This window comes from Micromonospora sp. WMMA1996 (genome assembly GCF_002573675.1).
Taxonomy (GTDB): Bacteria; Actinomycetota; Actinomycetes; order Mycobacteriales; family Micromonosporaceae; genus Micromonospora; species Micromonospora sediminicola.
Genome location: NZ_PDHU01000001.1, coordinates 2723240 through 2742098, shown reverse-complemented (window position 1 = coordinate 2742098; position 18859 = coordinate 2723240). Strand labels below are relative to the sequence as shown.

The window sequence follows — 18859 nt, the reverse complement described above, 5'->3', positions numbered from 1 at the left end:
CCGGATAGGGTCGTGGGTATGACGCACCAGGTGCACGCCTTCGAGCCGCCGGAGCGGTTCGTCGCCGGAACGGTCGGCCCGCCGGGGGAGCGTACGTTCTTCCTCCAGGCGCGGGGCGGCGGCCGGCTGGTCAGCGTCGCGCTGGAGAAGGTCCAGGTGTCGCTGCTCGCCGAGAAGCTCGAGGAACTGCTCTCCGAGGCGCAACGCCGGTTCGGCGTGCAGCTGCCGGAGGCGGCCCCGCCGGTGGGCGGCGACAACGAGCCGCTGGACACCCCGGTCGACGAGGAGTTCCGGGTCGGCACGCTGGGGTTGGCCTTCGACGTGGACACCGCCACCGTGGTGATCGAGGCGATCGCCGTCGGTGAGGCCGAGGTCGAGGTCGAGTTGGGCGACGCGGACGACGACGTCGAGGACGAGCCGGAGGAGCCGGACGACGACCTCGACCGGCTCCGGGTACGGCTGACGCCCGAGGCGACCCGCGAGTTCATCGAACGGGCCAAGCGGGTGGTCAACGCCGGCCGGCCCCCCTGCCCGCTCTGCGGGCAACCGCTCGACCCGGCCGGTCACCTCTGCCCCCGGCACAACGGCTATCACCGGTGACCTCGTCGGAACTGCAGCCCCGCCAGGACGGCGCCGAGGCGCTGCGGTTGCTCGCCGACGGTGAGCTGACCCTGGAGGGGCGGCTGGTCGACGCCTCCAACGCCACGCTGCGCGGTGTCATCGCCCTCGGCGGGCTCACCGCCCACTGCGTCTACAAGCCGGTACGCGGTGAGCGCCCGCTCTGGGACTTCCCGGACGGGACGCTCGCCGGCCGGGAGGTCGCCGCCTACCTGGTCTCCCACGCCACCGGATGGGACCTGGTGCCGCCGACCGTGCTGCGCGACGGCCCCTTCGGGCCCGGCTCGTGCCAGCTCTGGATCGACGAGCCGTCCGACGCCGAGCCGCTGGTCGGGTTCGTCCCGGCCGAGTCGGTGCCGCCGCGCTGGTTCCCGATCGCCGCGGCCCGCGACGACGACGGGACGCCGTACGCGCTGGCGCACGCCGACGATCCCCGGCTGGCCCGGCTGGCCGTCCTCGACGCGGTGATCAACAACGCCGACCGCAAGGGCGGCCACGTGCTCGTCGGGCCGGACGACCGGATCTACGGCGTCGACCACGGGGTGACCTTCCACGCCGAGGAGAAGCTGCGCACGGTGCTCTGGGGCTGGGCCGGCCGCCAACTGCCGCCGGACGCGGTCGAGATGCTCGACGGCCTCACCGGTCAGCTCGGCGGCGCGTTGGGCGAGGAGTTGTCCGAGCACCTCACCATCGGCGAGGTGACGGCGCTGGCCGCCCGGGTGCGGCGGTTGCGCGACACCGGCCGCTTCCCGCAGCCGCCGGAGGAGTGGCCGGCGATGCCCTGGCCGCCGATGTGAGCCGCTGTCGCGTTGATCACCCGTGGGCCGGCTCCTGAGCGTCCGCGCGGTCGTTAGGCTGGCGTTATGGAGTCTTGGGTAGGGCACGAGGTGCCACGGCTGCCAGGTGAGGGCGCACCGCTGAGGTTGTACGACTCGGCGCGACAGGGGCCCCACGTCAGCCGGCCCGACAGCGCCGCCTCGATGTACGTCTGCGGCATCACCCCGTACGACGCCACCCATCTCGGGCACGCCGCGACGATGATCACGTTCGACCTGGTGCAGCGGATGTGGCGCGACGCCGGCCTGACCGTGAGCTACGTGCAGAACGTCACCGACATCGACGATCCGCTGCTGGAGCGGGCCGAGCGCGACGGCGAGGACTGGAAGGTCCTGGCCATGCGGGAGACCGCGTTGTTCCGCGAGGACATGGAGGCGTTGCGGATCATCCCGCCGGCGCACTACGTGGGCGCGGTCGAGTCCATCCCGGACATCGCCGAGAAGGTGCTCGTGCTGCTCAAGGACGGCGCGGCGTACCGGCTCGACGACGGCACCGGCGACGTCTACTTCGACATCTCCGCCGCCCCGGAGTTCGGCTACGAGTCGAACCTGTCCCGCGAGCAGATGCTGGAGATCTTCCCGGAGCGCGGCGGCGACCCCGACCGCCCCGGCAAGCGGGACCCGCTCGACCCGCTGCTGTGGCGCGGCGCCCGCGAGGGCGAGCCGTCCTGGCCCGGCGGCGACCTGGGCCCCGGCCGCCCCGGCTGGCACATCGAGTGCGCGGTGATCGCACTCAACCTGCTCGGCGACCGGATCGACGTGCAGGGCGGCGGCAACGACCTGCTCTTCCCGCACCACGAGTGCTCCGCGGCGCACGCCGAGCGGCTGACCGGCGAGGCGCCGTTCGCCGACCACTACGTGCACGCCGGCATGATCGGCCTGGACGGCGAGAAGATGTCGAAGTCCAAGGGCAACCTGGTCTTCGTGTCGCGGCTGCGGGCCGACCGGGTCGACCCGATGGCGGTGCGCCTGGCGCTGATCAGCGGCCACTACCGCAGCGACCGCTCCTGGACCGACGAGTTGCTCGTCGAGGCGCAGGAGCGGCTGGGCCGGTGGCGACGGGCCGCCGCCGCGCCCGCCGGACCGTCGGGCGCGGCGCTGCTGGCCGGGGTGCGCGAGCGCCTCGCCGACGACCTGGACACGCCGGGCGCCCTGGCGGTGGCCGACGCCTGGGCCGCCCAGACCCTCGCCGGCGTGGCCGACGACAAGGACGCCCCGAAGCTGTTCGCCGACACCGTCGACGCCCTGCTCGGCATCCGGCTGTAAGGAAGGGCCCCTTCTTAACGCCTGCGGTAGAGGAGGGGCCCCCGCTTAACACCTGCCGATCGCGCGCCGGTCCGGCTGTCGTCGGGGTGCCGCGGTCGCGGATCAGCCCAGCACGAGGCCGGGGTCCGGGTCCTGCTCGGGCGCCGGGGCGGGAATCCTGTACTCCTCGGTGAGCGTGGTCATCGGGCCGGGCCAGGTGGCCTGGGCGACCTCGATCGGCTTGTGCCGCTCGTCGAAGGCGACGTGCAGCAGGTGCAGCACCGGCGTGTCCGGGCGGATCTGCAGGATCTCCGCCTCCTCCCGGCTGGGCTGCCGGGCGCTGATCGTGTCCGTCGCGGTGACGTACCGGCGGCCGGTCGCCTCCTCGGCCTCCTGGTAGAGCGGCCGGCCGAACGCCTCGGCGCGCTCCAGCGAGGTGCCGGCGGTGTCGGCGGGCAGGAACCAGGACGCGCCGACCTCGACCGGGGAGTCGTCCGTGCGGACCAGGTGCCGCCGGCAGAGCAGGTCGGTGCCGTCGGCGACGCCGAACGCGTCGGCCACCTCCGCCGGGGCGGGGGAACGGCCGACCGAGACCAGCTGCTGGCGGTACCGCGCGGCCAGGTCGGTGTGGTAGCCGCGGAAGCCGCCGTACCGGCCCCGGGCCAGGCGGTTGAGGCGGCGCCGGGTGCCCCGGACGTACGTACCCGAGCCGGGTTTGGTGATCAGGACGCCCTCGACCCGCAGCTGGTCGACGGCGCGCTGCACGGTCTGCTTGGCGACGCCGAACATCTCGGCGATGGCCGGGATGGACGGCAGCCGCTCGCCCGGCGCCCAGTCGCCGCGGCGCACCTGCGCCTTGAGCTGCGCGGCGATCTGCCGGTGCGGGAACTCGGCCGCGCCCGGGTTGATCTGCATGCCCGCCTCCTCAGAACAGCTAGGTTCCTAGGATGCCCTAGAGGGTGTGACCGCGCCACCCCGGACACGAAGAAGCCGGGCCCCGACAAGAGAGCCCGGCTTCGACGAAAAGAGCTACCAGGAGCCCGCGGTCGGACCGGCGGAACCGCCGCGGCGGCGCAGGTACTTCTCGAACTCCTGGGCGATCTCGTCCCCGGTCAACGGGGTGATGCCGGCGTCGCCGACCCGTTCCTCCAGCTCCCGCACGTACTCACCGAGCTCGGCGTCCTGCTCGGCGGCGCTGCGCACCCGCTGCTCCCACTCGGCGGCCTCCTCGGCCAGGTCGGCCATCGGCACCGGCAGGTCGAGCACCTCCTCGACCCGGTGCAGAAGCGCGAGCGTCGCCTTCGGGCAGGGCGGGTTGTTGGCGTAGTGCGGCACGTGCACCCAGAACGACACGGCGTCGACCTCGGCCCGGGTGCAGGCGTCGTGCAGCACGCCGACGATGCCCGTCGGGCCGTCGTACCGGGTGGGGGTGAGCTGGTAGCGCTTGGCCGCGTCGGCGTCCGACGCGCTGCCGCTGATCGGCAGCGGCCGGGTGTAGGGGACGTCGGCCAGCAACGCGCCGAGCAGCACCACCCGCTCGACCTCCAGGCTGTGGCAGATCTCCAGCACCTGCTCGCAGAAGGTGCGCCAACGCATGCTCGGCTCGATGCCCCGGATCAGCACCACGTCGCGCTCGGTGCCGTCCGGGCTGGCCACCATGAAGCGGGTGGTCGGCCACTCGACCCGACGGGTCTCCCCGTCGGCCATGGTGATGGTCGGCCGGCTGACCTGGAAGTCGTAGAAGTCCTCCGGGTCCAGCTCGGTGACCTGCCGGGCCTGCCAGACCTGCTCCAGATGCTCCACGGCGGCGGTCGAGGCGTCCGCGGCGTCGTTCCAGCCCTCGAAGGCCGCGATGGCGACCGGGGAGCGCAGAACCGGCAGCCCGTCGAACTCGGTCACGCCGTCACCTCACCCTGCTCGTCGGGAGCGGCGCCGCGTGATCGACCCGTCGCGTCCCTGATGTCCTTCACGTCCGTCAGCCTACGTGCCGCCGCGGGAGCCGGCCCGTCGGCCGCGCCGGTCGCCCGGCCGGACCACCCGGGCGAACCGGACGAAGGGTACGCGGTGATCCGCCTGACACTATGTGGGATGCCCCCGTTGGTGTGACCGGGCCGTCCCCGCGCGCACTAACCTGGCCCTGTGCCTACTTCGTTGCGTGACCTGCTGGCGGACCGGATCCTGATCGCCGACGGCGCGATGGGGACGATGCTCCAGGCAGCCGACCTCACCCTGGACGACTTCGACGGCCTCGAGGGCTGCAACGAGATCCTCAACGTCACCCGGCCGGACGTGGTCCGCGGCGTGCACGAGGCCTACCTGGCCGCCGGCGCGGACTGCGTGGAGACCAACACGTTCGGGGCCAACCTGCCCAACCTCGCCGAGTACGGCATCGCCGAGCGGATCCGCGAGCTCTCCGAGGCGGGGGCGCGGATCGCCCGGGAGGCCGCCGACGCCTTCGCCACGCCGGAGCAGCCGCGGTTCGTGCTCGGCTCGATGGGGCCGGGCACCAAGCTGCCCACCCTGGGGCACGCGAGCTACGCCTCGCTGCGCGACGCGTACCAGGAGAACGCCGCCGGCCTGATCGCCGGCGGGGCGGACGCGCTGATCATCGAGACCTGCCAGGACCTGCTCCAGGTCAAGGCCGCGGTGGTCGGGTCGAAGCGGGCCCGGGACGCGGCGGGCCGGGACGTGCCGATCATCTGCCAGGTGGCGGTCGAGACCACCGGCACCATGCTGCTGGGCAGCGAGATCGGGGCGGCGCTGACCGCGATCGAGCCGCTCGGGGTCGACCTGATCGGGCTCAACTGCTCCACCGGCCCGGCCGAGATGGGCGAGCACCTGCGCTACCTGGCGCAGCACTCGCGTATCCCGGTGTCGGTGATGCCGAACGCCGGCCTGCCGGTGCTGACGGCCGACGGCGCCTACTTCCCGCTCGGCCCGGAGGAGATGGCCGACGCGCTGGAGCGGTTCGTCGACGACTACGGCGTCGGGCTGATCGGCGGCTGCTGCGGCACCACGCCGGAGCACATCCGGATGCTGGTGGAGCGCCTGGGCGGGCGCCGGCCGGCGGCCCGGGAGCCCCAGCCGGAGGCCGGCGTCTCCTCGATCTACCACCACGTGCCGTTCGCCCAGGACGCCAGCATCCTGATGGTGGGGGAGCGGACCAACGCCAACGGTTCGAAGGCGTTCCGCGAGGCGATGCTCGCCGGCGACTGGCAGGCCTGCGTGGAGATCGCCCGCAGCCAGGCCCGGGACGGCTCGCACCTGCTCGACCTCTGCGTCGACTACGTCGGGCGCGACGGCACGCAGGACATGCGGGAGCTGGCCGGTCGGTTCGCCACCGCGTCCACCCTGCCGATCATGCTGGACTCCACCGAGCCGGCGGTCGTCGAGGCCGGGCTGGAGATGCTCGGCGGCCGGTGCGTGGTCAACTCGGTCAACTTCGAGGACGGCGACGGCCCCGACTCCCGCTACGCGCGGGTCATGCCGGTGATCCGGGAGCACGGCGCCGCCGTCGTGGCGCTGCTCATCGACGAGGAGGGCCAGGCCCGCACGCGGGAGTGGAAGGTACGGGTGGCCGCCCGCCTGATCGACGACCTGACCGGCCGGTGGGGGCTGCGCCGGGAGGACATCCTCATCGACGCGCTGACCTTCCCGATCGCCACCGGGCAGGAGGAGACCCGCCGCGACGGCATCGAGACGATCGAGGCGATCCGGGAGATCGCCGCCCGCTACCCGGGCGTCAACTTCACCGCCGGCATCTCCAACGTGTCGTTCGGTCTGAACCCGGCGGCCCGCCAGGTGCTCAACTCGGTGTTCCTGCACGAGTGCGCCCAGGCCGGCCTCAGCTCCGCCATCGTGCACGCCAGCAAGATCCTGCCGATGTCGAAGATCCCCGACGAGCAGCGCGAGGTGGCGCTGGACCTGGTCTACGACCGCCGCCGTGAGGGCTACGACCCGGTGCAGCGGTTCATCGAGGTCTTCGAGGGCGTGGACGCCTCGTCGGCGCGGGCCACCCGGGCCGAGGAGCTGGCCGCGCTGCCGCTGGACGAGCGACTCAGGCGGCGGATCGTCGACGGCGAGCGCAACGGCCTGGAGGCCGACCTGGACACCGCTATGGCCGAGGGCCGCACGCCGCTGTCCATCATCAACGACCTGCTGCTGGACGGCATGAAGGTGGTCGGCGAGCTGTTCGGCTCCGGGCAGATGCAGCTGCCGTTCGTGCTCCAGTCCGCCGAGGTGATGAAGACCGCGGTGGCCTACCTGGAGCCGCACATGGAGAAGACCGACGACGACGGCAAGGGTCGGATCGTGCTCGCCACCGTGAAGGGCGACGTGCACGACATCGGCAAGAACCTGGTCGACATCATCCTGTCCAACAACGGCTACGACGTGGTCAACATCGGCATCAAGCAGCCGATCGCCGCGATCCTCGACGCGGCCGAGGAACACCGCGCCGACGCCATCGGCATGTCCGGGCTGCTGGTCAAGAGCACGGTCATCATGAAGGAGAACCTGGCCGAGATGGCCGAGCGGGGTGTCGCCGAGCGCTGGCCGGTGCTGCTCGGCGGGGCGGCGCTGACCCGGGCGTACGTCGAGGACGACCTGCGTTCGGTCTACCCGGGCCAGGTGCACTACGCGCGGGACGCGTTCGAGGGGCTGTCCCTGATGGACCGGGTGATGGCGGCCAAGCGGGGCGGCGCGCCGATGGTCGACCCGGAGCGGGAGGCCGCGCTGGCGGCCCGCCGGGAACGGCGCGAGCGGCAGCGGGCCATGGTCCGCGAGGCGCTGCCCGAGCTGGACGACGCCTCCGTGCGGTCCGACGTGGCCGTGGAGGTGGGCGTGCCCACGCCGCCGTTCTTCGGCACCCGGGTGGTCAAGGGTGTGCCGCTGGCCGACTACGCGGCGCTGCTCGACGAGCGGGCCACGTTCCTGGGCCAGTGGGGGCTGCGCGGCGCCCGGGGCGGCAAGGGCCCGTCGTACGAGGAGCTGGTGGAGACCGAGGGGCGGCCCCGGCTGCGCTACTGGCTGGACCGGCTCATCTCCGACCAGGTGCTGGAGGCGGCCGTGGTGTACGGCTACTTCCCGGCGTACTCCGAGGGCAACGACCTGGTGGTGCTGGACGAGAACGGGCACAGCGAGCGGGCCCGGTTCTCGTTCCCCCGGCAGCGGCAGGAACGCCGGCTGTGCCTGGCCGACTTCTTCCGGCCGCGAGGCGAGCAGCTCGACGTGGTGGCGTTGCAGCTGGTCACGGTCGGGCAGCCGATCAGCGAGTACACGGCGAAGATGTTCGCCGCCAACGAGTACCGCGACTACCTGGAGGTGCACGGCCTGTCGGTGCAGCTCACCGAGGCGCTCGCCGAGTACTGGCACCGGCGGATCCGGGCCGAGCTGGTGCTGCCCGGCGGCGGCACGGTCGCCGACGACGACCCGGCCGACCTGGCGGGTCTGCTGCGCACCGACTACCGGGGCTGCCGGTACGCGTTCGGCTATCCGGCCTGCCCGGACCTGGAGGACCGGGCGAAGATCGTGGAGCTGTTGGGCGCGGAGCGGATCGGGGTGCAGCTGTCGGAGGAGTTCCAGCTGGTGCCGGAGCAGGCCACCGACGCGATCGTCGTGCACCACCCGGAGGCGAGCTACTTCAACGCCAAGTGACGCCGTCACCGCGCCTGATCTGCGGGAACATTGCCTCGATGCTCTGGTGCTGTGACCGCACAGGGTCGCCCGGTTGGATGCCTCACAGGTTGTTGACGTAGAAGTTGGTGAGCCTTTCGACGGCGGCGTCGACGTGTGCGGGCTCGTCGTACATCTCGTAGTGGCCGGCGCCGTCGATCACCATGAGGTCGACCGGGTTGGGGGCCAGTTTCCACAGCTGCATGCCGGTGTCGTAGGAGCCGGTGTTGCCGAGGCGTCCGGCGAGGATGACCTGCAGTGGCTGGGTCATGAGCTGATCGGCCAGGTGGAAGGCGTCATAGCCCAGCAGGAGGGAGTCGCTGCGCAGGAGGCGCCGGTTCGTGGAGTGTTCGTTACCGCCGCGCGCGGTGCGGTAGTAGGTGACGGCCTGAGTGGTGTCGATGTCGGTCAGGCCCGCTGCCGTGGCGTCCGCAAGGGTGTCGGGCAGCCAGTTCACGCGGGTCGTCTCGCCGGAGCGGGCCTCTTCGGTCCGTGCGTCCGCGAGGGCGTCGAGTGCTGCGGCCGGACCGTCCGGGGAGAAGCTGCGGAACGCGGCGCCGATGTCGACGGGGACGACCGTGCCGACCGCCTTGATGCGGTGATCAGTGCGGGCGGTGTGCACGGCGTAGCCCCCACCGGCGCAGATGCCGAGGACGCCGATGCGCCGCGGGTCGATGCCGGGGGCCGCGGTGAGCATGTCGATGGCGTAGGAGATGTCCTCACCTCGGCGGTAGGGGTCTTCGAGGTCGCGGGGCTCGCCCTCGCTCCGGCCCTGATGGGCGGGGTCGAGGACGAGCGCGGCGATGCCCCGGGCGGCGAGACGGGAGGCGTAGTTGGCGCCGATCTGCTCCTTCACGCTGCTGCCCGGGGTGGAGAGCACCACGGCGCGCAGCGGTGCGCTGCCGTCGGCGCTGTCGGGCAGGTGGAGGTCCGCGGCGAGGTTGATGGGACCGCGCGGGATCGTGAGGTGCTGAATCATGCTCGGCTTCCTTCGTGAGATTGTTGTTCCATAGAAGTCCAGTACAATACTGCTTATTGTACGATCTGAAACTAATACGAAACTGTACCACAGGGGGATGGAGGGACCGCATGTCGGTCGACGGCGCGCAGCTGTGGACGCTGAACCAGCGGCTGCTGGCAGTCGTGATGGACGCCTGCACGGAGGAGTTGGCCGAGCTCGGGCTGGAGACGAAGGAGTTCTTCGTCCTGGCCGAGGTGGAGGCATCGCCGTACCCGGCCGAGATCGCCACGGCACTGCTGCTGCCCAAGGCGAGCGTGACGGTCTACGTGCGCAACCTCGTCGCCAAGGGCTTCATCCGCCGCGAGATCGACGAGGCGGACCTGCGGCGTCACCGGCTCGTACTGACCGACGAGGGCACGAAAGCACGCGATCGAGCACTTGCCGCCCTCGCAGCGGAGTACGACCGCAGGTTGGCGAGGATCACCCCCCAGGACCGCACGGAGTTGCAGCGCATCCTCAAGGAGATGCTCTCGCCCGCATGAGTCCATGGTCACGAGCGGTTCGTCTGCCCGGTGAGCCCCTGCTCGCCGGTGCGGTGACCGAGTAGATTCGTCAGCCCGGACGACCGCCCCGGTGAACCTTCCCGGTCAGAGCACCAGCCCACGTCGCTGGGCGTCGTCGACTCCGGACAATAGGATCCGGATGTGGCGACGGCGGTGGCGAGGCTGGCCCTGATCGGGCCACCCGGCGCGGAGACGGCCGAGGTGGCGTACCGCCTCGCCGGCCGGCTCGGCGTCCCCTCGATCTCCATGGTGGACGCGGTGCAGTCAGCGGTGCGTACGGGATCGGCGCTGGGCGACGAGCTGCGTCGATTCATGAACGCCGAGCAGGCGCCACCGATCGACCTGGTCGTCGCGATCGTACGGCGCCGGCTCGGCGAGCCTGACGCGGTCGACGGCTTCGTCTTCTGGACGGAGTCTCCGGTGCTGGCGGTGTTGCGGGCGCTGGAGACGTCGGGGTTCCACGTGGTCGAGCTGGTCCTGGCCGATGCCGAGGCGGCCCGGCGGTTGACGGGGCGCCGCCTGTGCCGGGGCTGCGGCAGGGTCTGGCACGTCGAGTCGGCGCCGACGCAGGTCGACGGTGTGTGCGACCGCTGCGGTAGCGGGTTGGTCCATCGCGAGGACGATCGCCCTCCGGCCGTCGCCCGCCAACTGGGCGTTCACCACCTGCACAGCGCTCCCGTGCTGGCCCGCTACCGCTTCGCGGGTTCCCTGATCAGCGTCGACGCCGCCCGGCCGGCGGAGGAGATCACCACCGAACTGGCCGGTCGACTCGCGCGGAGTTGACCGAACGCGTGGGTCGAGCCGAGACGGCGCCAGCCCTCTGCTGACGATCGGTGTCGACGCCGCGTCCGGCTAGAAGATCTCGAGCTGGCCGGGGTACGGAGTGGGCGGATCCGGTTCCGGCAGGAGCTCCACGGCCTTGGCGGCGAGACGGTCGATCGTCTCGACGGGCATGGAGAAGGCGATGTGCCAGGTCTCGTCGTCGTGGCCGATCAGGGCGGTGACGGTGTCGTCGTTGATGGCCCAGTGCACCGGTATGCCGGCGGCGTCGCCGATCTGCAGTGCGCGTCGAGCGGACCAGTCGGCCTGGCGGATGGACCGCAGGCGCGCGAGTTCGCTGAGGTGGGCCCAGAAGTGGAACTCCCACGTGGGCGTCTGCAGCATCACCACCACGACGGCGGGATCGTCCCCGCTGCGATCTATCGACACGCTGGCCATCGGAGAAGGATGCCAGACGGCCCCGGGCCGGCCCACGGGCTGATGCCGTGCGGCGCTCGGGGCGGGGTCCACGTCCGGATGGCACCATACGTGTGGTGAGTTGGACGTTGCTGGTCATGCCGCTGCACGTCGCGGCGGCGGACGGCGCACTCGGGTGGGCCGCCGACGCCGGGTCGTCCTTCGGCCTGCCCGAGGAGCTTCCGCCCGACCGCGAGTTACCGACGGTGGCGCAGGTCCTGTCCGCGTTCCGGGAGGCCGGGTGTCACGGCGTGCCGTGGATCCGGGTCGTCGGGCCCGATCCGGCCCGGGATCTTCCGGGCTGCCCGGACCCTGCCACCTGTGCCTCGACGGGCGGCAGGGACCTGGGCGAGGTCAGTCTGGGCGTCGACGGCGCGGACGATGACGAACTGGTGGAGCCGGACCGGGCCGTGCGTGACGTCGGGTTCCGCAAGCCGTCCGGCGCCGCGGCGCTGGCCGCGGTGGTGGCGCTGGCGTCGCGGGCGGGCCCGCTGCTGGTGTTCGACGACGGTGGGGCGCACGCGGTCGCGGTGTCGCCGGGCGACGATCCGGCCGACCTGGCCCGCCACTGGCCGTGGTAGCCGCGCGACGACGCCCTCGGCCGGCCGTTCTCTCAGAGGCTGCGGTCGGTGTTTCGGGAAGCGGCGTCCCGCTCACAGCGCCGTGCCCCGGGCCCGGGCGGCGTCCGTCAGCGGCTGCCGGACCTGCCTCGGCAGGCCGTCCAGGATGTGCCGGCGGCGCTCGACGGGCATCCCCGCCGCGAGCACGGCCCCCCACTGTGCGGGCATCTCGGTCAGCAGGCGCCGTACCTGCTCGTCTCCGAGGCGGGCGACCACGGCGGCGGCCCGCGCCGGTGGCAGCCAGGCCAGCACCGTCGCCTGGCGGGCCGTCGGCATCGCCTCGACGAAGACCTGCACGTCGGCGGGTACGTGGTCGAAGAGCATCCTGTCACTGAGGATCGCGGCCACCCGGGCCGGTTCCATGGCGGACAGCGTGGCGTAGAGCCAGGCGCTGCCGAGGTGGGCCTCCAGCTGGACGACGTCGTCGACAGTGGCCGTGGCCAGCTCGGCGGCGGCGTCCCTCGGGGACAGGCGGCCGATCCGCAGGGGCCCGTGCAGGAGGTCCGCCCGTCGCGGCGACATCGCCGCCAGCACCGCCTCGGCCCGCTCCGGCGGCATCCGCACCAGGAACTTCGCCCCCTGCGAGAGGCCGTGGTCGAGCAGCCCGGCCACCCACGGCCGAGGGGCTCGGGAGAGCAGGTCGGTGGCCCGGGTCTCGTCGAGCCGGTTGACCACGAGGACGGCCGATCCGGCCGGAAGCGCGGACAACTCGGCGAGTGCCCGGTCGTCCGGCACGGCGGCCAGGTCAGCGGCCATCCGGCGCGCGGCGTGACTGTGCGCGGCTCCGACGCGCCTGGCCCACAACTCGCGGTTGCGCCGCGGCAGGTGGTCCGTGTCGGCCGGAGGCGGCCACGACAGGGCGAGCACCCGCGCGGCGGGAAGACGCCGCAGCAGGGTGTCCGCCGTCGTCCAGGATTCGAGGTGCAGGAGCGCGGAGAGCCGGTCGTCGGACGTCTTGCCCAGCAGCGCGGCCGACCGGTCCGGCGGGATCCCGTCGAGCAGCCCCGGGACCCGGTCCGGCGGGATCTCCACCAGCAGGTCGGCGGCCCGTACGGCCGGCATCGCGCCGAGGACGTGGACCGCCAGCTCCTGGGGGAGTAGCACCAGCCGCTTGGCGGCCAGCCCCTCGTCCATGCCGGCCAGCAGTGCCGCGCACCGGTCGCGGGGCAGCGCGGCGAGACGCCGTGCGGCGGACGCCTCGTCCATCTCCGTGAGGACCCAGCAGGCGTCATTCTGGCTCATCGTCATGAGCTGGTCGACCGACTGGTGGACCGGCATGCTCGCCAGCCGCTGCGCGGCCGAGCGCGCCTGCCCGGCGTCGACGTAGATGGTGCCCTGCGCCACCTGGTAGATCCGTGCGCCGTCCTGGGCGGCGGCGTTCATCTCGACCCGGTCGGCGCCGGTCGGGCCCGTCTCGTCAGCCATCGCCCCGCACGTGGAGGTCGCCCTGCCCCACCTGGTAGATCCGGCTGTGGTCGCTGGCCGTGGCCCGCTGGGTCACGTCACCCCGCCACGTCCGGCCGGTCGCGCGCAGGGCGGGAACGAGGTCGTCGTCCAGGAGGTGCCGCAGTGCGACGGCGGCCTCCGGGTCGTGCGTCAGAAGACGGCGGAGTCGATGCTGCCACTGCTGGGCCAGCTCTGCCTCCAGGGCGGAGCGGTCCTCTTCGGAGGCGGCGACGAGATCCGCGCGGGTGTCCACCAGTTCGGCCTCGACGACCTCGGCGCGTTCCGGATGGAAGCGCCGCCAGACGGTGTCGACAGCCGACTTCGCCGTCGACCACGCATCGGTGGCCAGCAGCGCGACGACGGTCGTGCCCGCGGTGTTGGCCAGGGCCCACATCTGCGGATCCACGCGGAGGCTCCCCACTGTCGACGACGGTCGTCGATCCAGCGTAGAGGACCCACGCCGCACCGGTGGGGCAGCGGACCCGCGACGGACTCCGGCCCGGCACCCGACGGCACATCGCCCGCAACGGTGGGAAGCCGACGTAGGGGGTGCGCGAAGTGCCGGTTCCGGACCTCGGACCCTGACGAAAGTGAGGGTGCGGGCCTGCCGTCCGGACGGTGCGCCGGACCGTTGACCGTCCCTACCGTCTCCCGATGACCTCTTCTCGCAGGCTGATGCTGGCCGTGCTGATCCTCACCGTCGGCGCCGGGGCCGTGGCGGCGCTCGCTCCGGGTGGCCTCGGCGACCCCCGGCCGGAGGTGGTGACCGAAGGCGTCTCTGCCGACCTGTACCGCGCCGTCGTCGGGGTGCCGGCGGGGGTCGTCCGCCTCGGTGAGCACGCGGCGCTCGGCGCGCCGCTGCTCCTCCTCGCCGCGCTCGCGTGGGTCGGCTGGGTCGGACGGCGGCGGCGCACCGGAGCGACCGCCGTCGTCGCGCTCACGGGCGCGGGTGCCGTCCTGGCGTACGTCACGAGCGAGGCGCTCAAGCTCGTCGTGGATCAGGAGCGGCCCTGTCGGGCCATCGCCGACGTACCGGGCTGGGTGCCGTGTCCGCCGGCCGGGGACTGGTCGTTCCCCAGCAACCACTCGACCGTCGCCGGCGCCCTCGCGACCGGGTTGGTGCTGGCCGCGCCCCGGCTGGCCGGGTTCGCGGTGCCGGCCGGCCTGCTCGCCGCGGCGGCGCGCGTGGTCGCCGGAGTGCACTACCCGCACGACGTCGTCGCCGGGCTGCTCCTGGGCACGGCGGTCACCGCGGCGGTCGTGGTGCTGCTGACGCCCGCCGTGCGTCGACCGGTCGGGTCCACCCGTGACCGATGCGCTCCGGAGCGGCCGGCGCGGTGACGGCGGACGCCGGGCTAGCGCAGCCGACGGTGCAGCCAGGTCACCACCAGTTCGTCGAAGCCGGGCGCCCGCGTGCCCCGTACCCGGATGCCGTGGTCGGCGTCGGGGAAGACCATGACCGTGTGGTCGGCGTGACCGGTCCCGCCGAGGATGCGCTCCAGGGCCCGTACGCTCGCCTCGACCGGCACCTGCACGTCGTCCGCGCCGTAGATCGCCAGCAACGGGCAGCGCAGGGCGGCCAGCGCCGGCTCCGGGTCGTGGTCGGCGATGCCCGCGAGGAAGCCGATCGTCGCGGGCGAGGTGCCGGCGAGCAGCGGGTACCAGGGTGCGTCGTGCCAGCTCGCCTGCGCGGTGTGGACGTCGGCCGGGTCGTCGCCGGCGCGGACCCGGTGCACCTGCTCGCGCAGCAGCACCGTCGCCTGTCGCACGTCGTCGTCGGAGAAGCCCGCCGCGGGCAGTTGGCGCCGGAGTCGGTATTCCTCCTGCGGCACCAGCCCCACCGCCGGGCCGGACACGATCACCACGGCGGCGACGGCGGCGGGGGAGAGGGACGCGGCGAGCGGCGCGACCCAGCCGCCCTGGCTGCCGCCGACCAGCGCGACGGCGTGCGGAAGCACCTCCGCCCGCGTCCGCAGCGCGCCCACCGCGGCCAGCGTCTCGCCGGCCCGGTCGGTCAGGGTCTGCCGGGTCCAGTCCCCGGTGGAGGCCCCGGAGCCGGGCTTGTCGTAGGCGAGGCTCGCGAAGCCGGCGGCGGCCAGCCCGGTCTGCCAGTCGCGCTGGTCGCGCCCGCCGGGCCCGGAGCCCTCGACGAACACGACCGCCGGGTACGGCCCGGGCCAGGGCGGCCGGACCAGGTCGCCGACCAGGGTGTCGTCGCCGTGGCGGAACGTCAGTTCCGCCACCTCGGGCAGGAACAGCATCGCGGTCAGCTCGCTCGCGGCGCGTACATGATGACGGCGACGCCGACCAGGCAGATGGCCGCGCCGACCAGGTCGTAACGGTCGGGGCGGAACCTGTCGACCACCATGCCCCAGGCCAGCGAGCCGGCGACGAAGATGCCGCCGTAGGCGGCGAGGATCCGGCCGAAGTTCGGGTCGGGTTGGAAGGTGGCCACGAATCCGTAGAGGCCGAGCGCGATCACCCCGGCGGCGATCCAGAGCAGCCCCCGGTTCTCCCGCCAGCCCTGCCAGACCAGCCAGGCGCCGCCGATCTCGGCCAGCGCGGCGATCAGGAACAGCAGGATGGAACGCGCGACCGTCATGCGTCCGACCGTAGCGTGACGGTCGCGCGGCGCAGGTCAGCGGGCTCGGCGAGCTGGTCGAAGGGCAGGGGGCAGCGGGGACTGGCGGCGCAGGCGACCAGGTCGTCGCAGCCGGCCGCGACGGCGGCGCGGAGCGTGTCGCGCGCGACCGTGAGGTCGGCGAGCCGCTGCTCCACCTCGGCGAGCTTGTCCCGGGCGCGGGCCCGGAGGCCGCTGTCGGCGTGGGGCGTGCGCCGGGCCGCCGGGATCAGGTCGGTGACCTCGGCGAGGGTGAAGCCGAGGCGTTGCGCGGCCTTGACCACCCGCAGCAGGGTGACGGCCTCGGCGGGGTAGAGGCGGTGTCCGCCCGGCGAACGGCGGGGTGCGGCGAGCAGCCCGCGCCGCTCGTAGTAGCGCAACGTCTGCACGTTGACCCCCACCGCGGCGGCGAGCTGGCCGCTGCGCAGCTCGGGCTCGGTGGTCATCGGTCGTGGCGGGACGCGGCCCGGGCGGCGAGGGCGTCGAGGACGTCGGTGTGGGCCGCCGGCACCCGGATGTCGAGGGTCAGCGACCCGCCGTCCGGCCGGGTGAGGTCGAAGGTGAAGAACGAGCAGCACGCCGATTCGCGCGCGGCGAGGTCGCGAGCCGTGCGTTCGACCTGGTCGGCCCCGTCGAGGAGCAGCCGCAGGTGCCGGGCCGACGGCCGGTCGACGGCGCGGACGGCGTCGCGGAACAGCGTGTCGAACTCGGCCAGCCGCAGCGGCCGTTCGGTGGTCGGCAGGGTGCAGGCGTCGGGCACCCAGGAGGATCCGTCTTCGTCGCTCACTCCTCGACGGTAAGCCCGTACCCGGGTACCGGATGCAAGTCGCGGGGCGAGGTCACGGCGGTGGGGCGGCGCAGCGACAGCCGCGCGGTGGTCGGTTCCTCGTGCTCCGCGGGGCTGTCGCCGCGTCATGCCGGGTGCCCGCCCCCGGACCGGACGGCCCGGGGGCGGGCCCGGCGGGTCAGTACGCGTAGGTGACGGAGATCGTCGCCGCCGGGCAGTTGTTCGCCCAACTGGTCAGCGCGCTCTTCTCCGCGCTGTCCACGGTGAGCCGCCACCGGATCTTCACCGCCACCCACTCGCCGACGTAACGGCACCGGGCCGAGGCGTACGGCGGCAGCCACGTCGCCGGGTCCTGGTCGCCCTTGGCCTGGTTGACGTTGTCGGTGACCGCCGCCAGCGCGCGGGCGTCACCCAGGTCGTTCGCGTACGCCTGGCGGCGGCTGGTGGTCCAGTTCCGCGCGCCGGAGTCCCACGCCTCGGCCAACGGCACCATGTGGTCGATGTCCAGGTCGCCGGTGGCCGTCCAGGTCGCGGCGTCGTAGTAGGAGTACCAACGTCCGCCGGAGAGCGTGCAGGTGCCGCTGACCGTCGGTTTGGTGGTGGCCTCGGCGTAGAGCACCTCGTTGCGGGTGTGGCAGCCGTCGCCGTCGGCGTCGATCCAGTGCGGGAACAGGTCGCGGCTGTATCCGGTGCGGACCTCGGTGGCGACGGTGAGGCCGGCGACGGCGGTGGTGAGCGGGGCCGAGTAGCCGGCGGCCGGGGCGGGGGCGGTGAGGCCGAGGGTGGCGGCCACGATGGCGGCCAGGCTGATGGCCGAGGCGCGCAGGGTGCGGGACATGGGAACTCCGTCCGACGGGGGTGGCGAATACCTGCACCCATATAGACAGACGTTGAAGTAATGAGCCAGATCAACTTCCGTGAACTTCGGATGACGATCGGCCGCCACCTGCTCGGACGTCGGGAATACGGCTGTGCCGGCCGGCCCGGCGGGCTACCGTCACCGGAGTACGGGCCGGCGCCCGGTCAGGAGCGCCGCGTCCACGCCCGCGCCGTCCGGTTGATGCGGCGGAGACGCCCGAGGGCGAGCATGGGTACGACGAAAGGGGCGGAGATGACCGACGAGGTGACGTCGAAGGTTCCGCCGGACCCGGCCCCCGTGCTGAGCGCGCCGGCCGGGCCACCGCCGGTCGGGCCGCCCAGCAGCCTCGACCTGTGGGCCCGCGCCCAGGTGCTGCACCGCTGCTTCGGCGACGACGACGGCGAGCCGCACATCATGCGCGGCCTGGACTGACCGCGCCGGCGATCAGGCGACCGAGGCCGAACCGAGCAGCGCGGCCGTCGGCAGCGCCAACCGCCCGTCCGCGTCCCGGAACCCGGCGGTGAGCCGGTCGTACTCCCGGCGGATGCGCTCCCGCGCCGCCGGCTCCTGCCGTTGCACGACGAGGCCGACCGCGCTGATGCCGGCCGCCGGCCCGGCCCACCAGTCCTCCGGATCCGTGCGATGGGTCCAGGTCAGGGTCGTGCACGCGACGTCGGTCAGCCCGGCGGCGCTCAGCAGGCCGGTCACGCCGGCCTCGGTGCGCGGGAAGTCCCGCCCGGGCGCCAGTCGAGGCAGGTCCGCCGGCGGAATCACCCCGGCGGCGCTGATCGCCTCGCCCCACAGGCGTTGCAGCGGCGGATGCGGCGACGGCCAGAGCGTCACCGCCACCCGCCCGCCGGGGCGTACCACCCGGCGCAGCTCCACCAGCGCGGCGGCCGGGTCGCCGACGTGGTTGAGCACGAAGTTGGCCACCGCCGCGTCGAACCGGTCGTCGGGGAGGGGCAACCGCGGCAGCGCGGCGCCGACCAGGCCGGCGCCAGCCGCGGTCGCCCGGGCCTCCGCCAGCATGCTGGCCTCCGCGTCGACCGCCACCACGGCGGCCCCACGGCCGAGCGCGGCCGCCGCGACGGTGCCGGGCCCGGTGCCGACGTCGAGCACGCGCCGCCCGGCCCGCACCCGCGCCGCGTCCAGCAGCGCCGCCGTCGGGTACGCGCAGAGCCCGCCGAAGCTGCGCCGGTAGGCCCGCGCCCGCCCGGCCCAGCGGGTGCGCTCGTGGGCGTCGTAGTCGAACTCGATCATGTGCCGGAGCCTACGACCCGCGGCCGTGGCGCGGTGCCCTGCCGGACCCGGCCAGCGCAGCCGCACGCCGGCGTGGGCCACCCGCGGATGCACGGCGGCGACTGTACCGGGGGCGGTCCACGGTGGCCGGCGGTG

Annotated in this window: 21 protein-coding genes; 9 read left to right on the top strand and 12 right to left on the bottom strand. The window is 73.4% G+C overall.

The features are described from left to right. Positions 1-18: 18 nt before the first annotated feature. The 3 genes from COO58_RS12435 (at position 19) to mshC (ending at position 2720) form a co-directional block, all read left to right on the top strand. Positions 19-600, top strand: coding sequence for a DUF3090 domain-containing protein (locus COO58_RS12435; protein WP_091575261.1), 582 nt, complete (start codon positions 19-21; stop codon positions 598-600). After that, on the top strand, positions 597-1415 hold the full coding sequence (locus tag COO58_RS12430) for an SCO1664 family protein (RefSeq protein ID WP_098745054.1): 819 nt from the start codon (positions 597-599) through the stop codon (positions 1413-1415). The genes COO58_RS12435 and COO58_RS12430 overlap by 4 nt, the downstream gene beginning before the upstream one ends. 66 nt (positions 1416-1481) lie before the next feature. Beyond that, positions 1482-2720 carry a cysteine--1-D-myo-inosityl 2-amino-2-deoxy-alpha-D-glucopyranoside ligase gene (mshC, locus tag COO58_RS12425; protein WP_098745053.1) on the top strand — a complete coding sequence of 413 codons (1239 nt, stop codon included), beginning with the start codon at positions 1482-1484 and terminating at the stop codon, positions 2718-2720. 102 nt (positions 2721-2822) lie between these two features. Here the strand turns inward: mshC and COO58_RS12420 are convergent, their stop codons facing one another. Together COO58_RS12420 and COO58_RS12415 are read right to left on the bottom strand one after the other, a co-directional pair. Beyond that, positions 2823-3614 carry a GntR family transcriptional regulator gene (locus tag COO58_RS12420; protein ID WP_098745051.1) on the bottom strand — a complete coding sequence of 264 codons (792 nt, stop codon included), beginning with the start codon at positions 3612-3614 and terminating at the stop codon, positions 2823-2825. A gap of 114 nt (positions 3615-3728) precedes the next feature. Further along, on the bottom strand, positions 3729-4598 hold the full coding sequence (locus COO58_RS12415) for a PAC2 family protein (RefSeq protein ID WP_091575251.1): 870 nt from the start codon (positions 4596-4598) through the stop codon (positions 3729-3731). Between the two features lie 252 nt (positions 4599-4850). Here COO58_RS12415 and metH point away from each other — a divergent pair, with 252 nt between their 5' ends. Next, positions 4851-8354 (top strand): methionine synthase, encoded by a 3504-nt coding sequence (gene metH / locus COO58_RS12410; protein WP_098745050.1) that lies wholly within the window; start codon positions 4851-4853, stop codon positions 8352-8354. Positions 8355-8436: 82 nt separating this feature from the next. On the opposite strand, the gene COO58_RS12405 is transcribed toward metH, so the two are convergent. Then, positions 8437-9351: an alpha/beta hydrolase gene (locus COO58_RS12405; RefSeq protein WP_098745048.1), complete on the bottom strand. Its 915-nt coding sequence runs from the start codon at positions 9349-9351 to the stop codon at positions 8437-8439. Positions 9352-9461: 110 nt separating this feature from the next. Between COO58_RS12405 and COO58_RS12400 the strand changes: the two genes are divergently transcribed. Continuing rightward, the gene (locus COO58_RS12400) at positions 9462-9875 is read left to right on the top strand and encodes a MarR family winged helix-turn-helix transcriptional regulator (RefSeq protein ID WP_098745047.1); all 414 of its coding nucleotides are present in this window, start codon (positions 9462-9464) and stop codon (positions 9873-9875) included. Between the two features lie 162 nt (positions 9876-10037). Beyond that, positions 10038-10679: a nucleoside monophosphate kinase gene (locus tag COO58_RS12395; RefSeq protein WP_091575236.1), complete on the top strand. Its 642-nt coding sequence runs from the start codon at positions 10038-10040 to the stop codon at positions 10677-10679. 69 nt (positions 10680-10748) lie between these two features. On the opposite strand, the gene COO58_RS12390 is transcribed toward COO58_RS12395, so the two are convergent. Next, the gene (locus COO58_RS12390; RefSeq protein WP_141561884.1) at positions 10749-11114 is read right to left on the bottom strand and encodes a hypothetical protein; all 366 of its coding nucleotides are present in this window, start codon (positions 11112-11114) and stop codon (positions 10749-10751) included. A 95-nt stretch (positions 11115-11209) separates the two neighbouring features. Here COO58_RS12390 and COO58_RS12385 point away from each other — a divergent pair, with 95 nt between their 5' ends. Continuing rightward, on the top strand, positions 11210-11713 hold the full coding sequence (locus tag COO58_RS12385) for a hypothetical protein (RefSeq protein ID WP_141561883.1): 504 nt from the start codon (positions 11210-11212) through the stop codon (positions 11711-11713). Positions 11714-11785: 72 nt separating this feature from the next. Here COO58_RS12385 and COO58_RS12380 read toward each other — a convergent pair whose 3' ends face one another. Together COO58_RS12380 and COO58_RS12375 are read right to left on the bottom strand one after the other, a co-directional pair. Beyond that, positions 11786-13177, bottom strand: a complete 1392-nt coding sequence (locus COO58_RS12380; RefSeq protein WP_098745042.1) for a magnesium transporter MgtE N-terminal domain-containing protein — start codon at positions 13175-13177, stop codon at positions 11786-11788. Next, the gene (locus COO58_RS12375; protein ID WP_091577689.1) at positions 13170-13604 is read right to left on the bottom strand and encodes a hypothetical protein; all 435 of its coding nucleotides are present in this window, start codon (positions 13602-13604) and stop codon (positions 13170-13172) included. Before COO58_RS12375 ends, COO58_RS12380 begins: the two co-directional genes overlap by 8 nt. 248 nt (positions 13605-13852) lie before the next feature. Here COO58_RS12375 and COO58_RS12370 point away from each other — a divergent pair, with 248 nt between their 5' ends. Continuing rightward, a complete protein-coding gene (locus COO58_RS12370) occupies positions 13853-14539 on the top strand; it encodes a phosphatase PAP2 family protein (RefSeq protein ID WP_245666443.1) in 687 nt (228 codons plus the stop codon). A 14-nt stretch (positions 14540-14553) separates the two neighbouring features. On the opposite strand, the gene COO58_RS12365 is transcribed toward COO58_RS12370, so the two are convergent. The 5 genes from COO58_RS12365 to COO58_RS12345 form a co-directional block, all read right to left on the bottom strand. Next, positions 14554-15459 carry a S9 family peptidase gene (locus COO58_RS12365; protein WP_091575221.1) on the bottom strand — a complete coding sequence of 302 codons (906 nt, stop codon included), beginning with the start codon at positions 15457-15459 and terminating at the stop codon, positions 14554-14556. A 5-nt stretch (positions 15460-15464) separates the two neighbouring features. After that, positions 15465-15800 carry a YnfA family protein gene (locus COO58_RS12360; protein ID WP_098745041.1) on the bottom strand — a complete coding sequence of 112 codons (336 nt, stop codon included), beginning with the start codon at positions 15798-15800 and terminating at the stop codon, positions 15465-15467. Beyond that, entirely contained in the window at positions 15797-16264 is a 468-nt protein-coding gene (locus COO58_RS12355; RefSeq protein ID WP_098745039.1) for a MerR family transcriptional regulator, read from the bottom strand. The genes COO58_RS12360 and COO58_RS12355 overlap by 4 nt, the downstream gene beginning before the upstream one ends. After that, positions 16261-16605, bottom strand: coding sequence for a hypothetical protein (locus COO58_RS12350; protein WP_091575213.1), 345 nt, complete (start codon positions 16603-16605; stop codon positions 16261-16263). Before COO58_RS12350 ends, COO58_RS12355 begins: the two co-directional genes overlap by 4 nt. A gap of 178 nt (positions 16606-16783) precedes the next feature. Then, on the bottom strand, positions 16784-17443 hold the full coding sequence (locus COO58_RS12345) for an HNH endonuclease family protein (RefSeq protein ID WP_091575211.1): 660 nt from the start codon (positions 17441-17443) through the stop codon (positions 16784-16786). Between the two features lie 273 nt (positions 17444-17716). Between COO58_RS12345 and COO58_RS12340 the strand changes: the two genes are divergently transcribed. After that, complete coding sequence (locus COO58_RS12340) at positions 17717-17896, top strand: hypothetical protein (protein ID WP_091575208.1); 180 nt, start codon at positions 17717-17719, stop codon at positions 17894-17896. A 12-nt stretch (positions 17897-17908) separates the two neighbouring features. Here COO58_RS12340 and COO58_RS12335 read toward each other — a convergent pair whose 3' ends face one another. After that, positions 17909-18724, bottom strand: a complete 816-nt coding sequence (locus tag COO58_RS12335) for a class I SAM-dependent methyltransferase (RefSeq protein WP_098745037.1) — start codon at positions 18722-18724, stop codon at positions 17909-17911. Positions 18725-18859 lie beyond the last annotated feature (135 nt).

Excerpts from the sequence above, each read along its gene's own strand:
- COO58_RS12435 (WP_091575261.1), top strand. The coding sequence starts at position 19 with ATGACGCACCAGGTGCACGCCTTCGAGCCGCCGGAGCGGTTCGTCGCC.
- mshC (WP_098745053.1), top strand. The coding sequence starts at position 1,482 with ATGGAGTCTTGGGTAGGGCACGAGGTGCCACGGCTGCCAGGTGAGGGC.
- COO58_RS12420 (WP_098745051.1), bottom strand. The coding sequence starts at position 3,614 with ATGCAGATCAACCCGGGCGCGGCCGAGTTCCCGCACCGGCAGATCGCC.
- COO58_RS12405 (WP_098745048.1), bottom strand. The coding sequence starts at position 9,351 with ATGATTCAGCACCTCACGATCCCGCGCGGTCCCATCAACCTCGCCGCG.
- COO58_RS12400 (WP_098745047.1), top strand. The coding sequence starts at position 9,462 with ATGTCGGTCGACGGCGCGCAGCTGTGGACGCTGAACCAGCGGCTGCTG.
- COO58_RS12390 (WP_141561884.1), bottom strand. The coding sequence starts at position 11,114 with ATGGCCAGCGTGTCGATAGATCGCAGCGGGGACGATCCCGCCGTCGTG.
- COO58_RS12380 (WP_098745042.1), bottom strand. The coding sequence starts at position 13,177 with ATGGCTGACGAGACGGGCCCGACCGGCGCCGACCGGGTCGAGATGAAC.
- COO58_RS12370 (WP_245666443.1), top strand. The coding sequence starts at position 13,853 with ATGACCTCTTCTCGCAGGCTGATGCTGGCCGTGCTGATCCTCACCGTC.
- COO58_RS12365 (WP_091575221.1), bottom strand. The coding sequence starts at position 15,459 with ATGCTGTTCCTGCCCGAGGTGGCGGAACTGACGTTCCGCCACGGCGAC.
- COO58_RS12360 (WP_098745041.1), bottom strand. The coding sequence starts at position 15,800 with ATGACGGTCGCGCGTTCCATCCTGCTGTTCCTGATCGCCGCGCTGGCC.
- COO58_RS12355 (WP_098745039.1), bottom strand. The coding sequence starts at position 16,264 with ATGACCACCGAGCCCGAGCTGCGCAGCGGCCAGCTCGCCGCCGCGGTG.
- COO58_RS12345 (WP_091575211.1), bottom strand. The coding sequence starts at position 17,443 with ATGTCCCGCACCCTGCGCGCCTCGGCCATCAGCCTGGCCGCCATCGTG.
- COO58_RS12340 (WP_091575208.1), top strand. The coding sequence starts at position 17,717 with ATGACCGACGAGGTGACGTCGAAGGTTCCGCCGGACCCGGCCCCCGTG.
- COO58_RS12335 (WP_098745037.1), bottom strand. The coding sequence starts at position 18,724 with ATGATCGAGTTCGACTACGACGCCCACGAGCGCACCCGCTGGGCCGGG.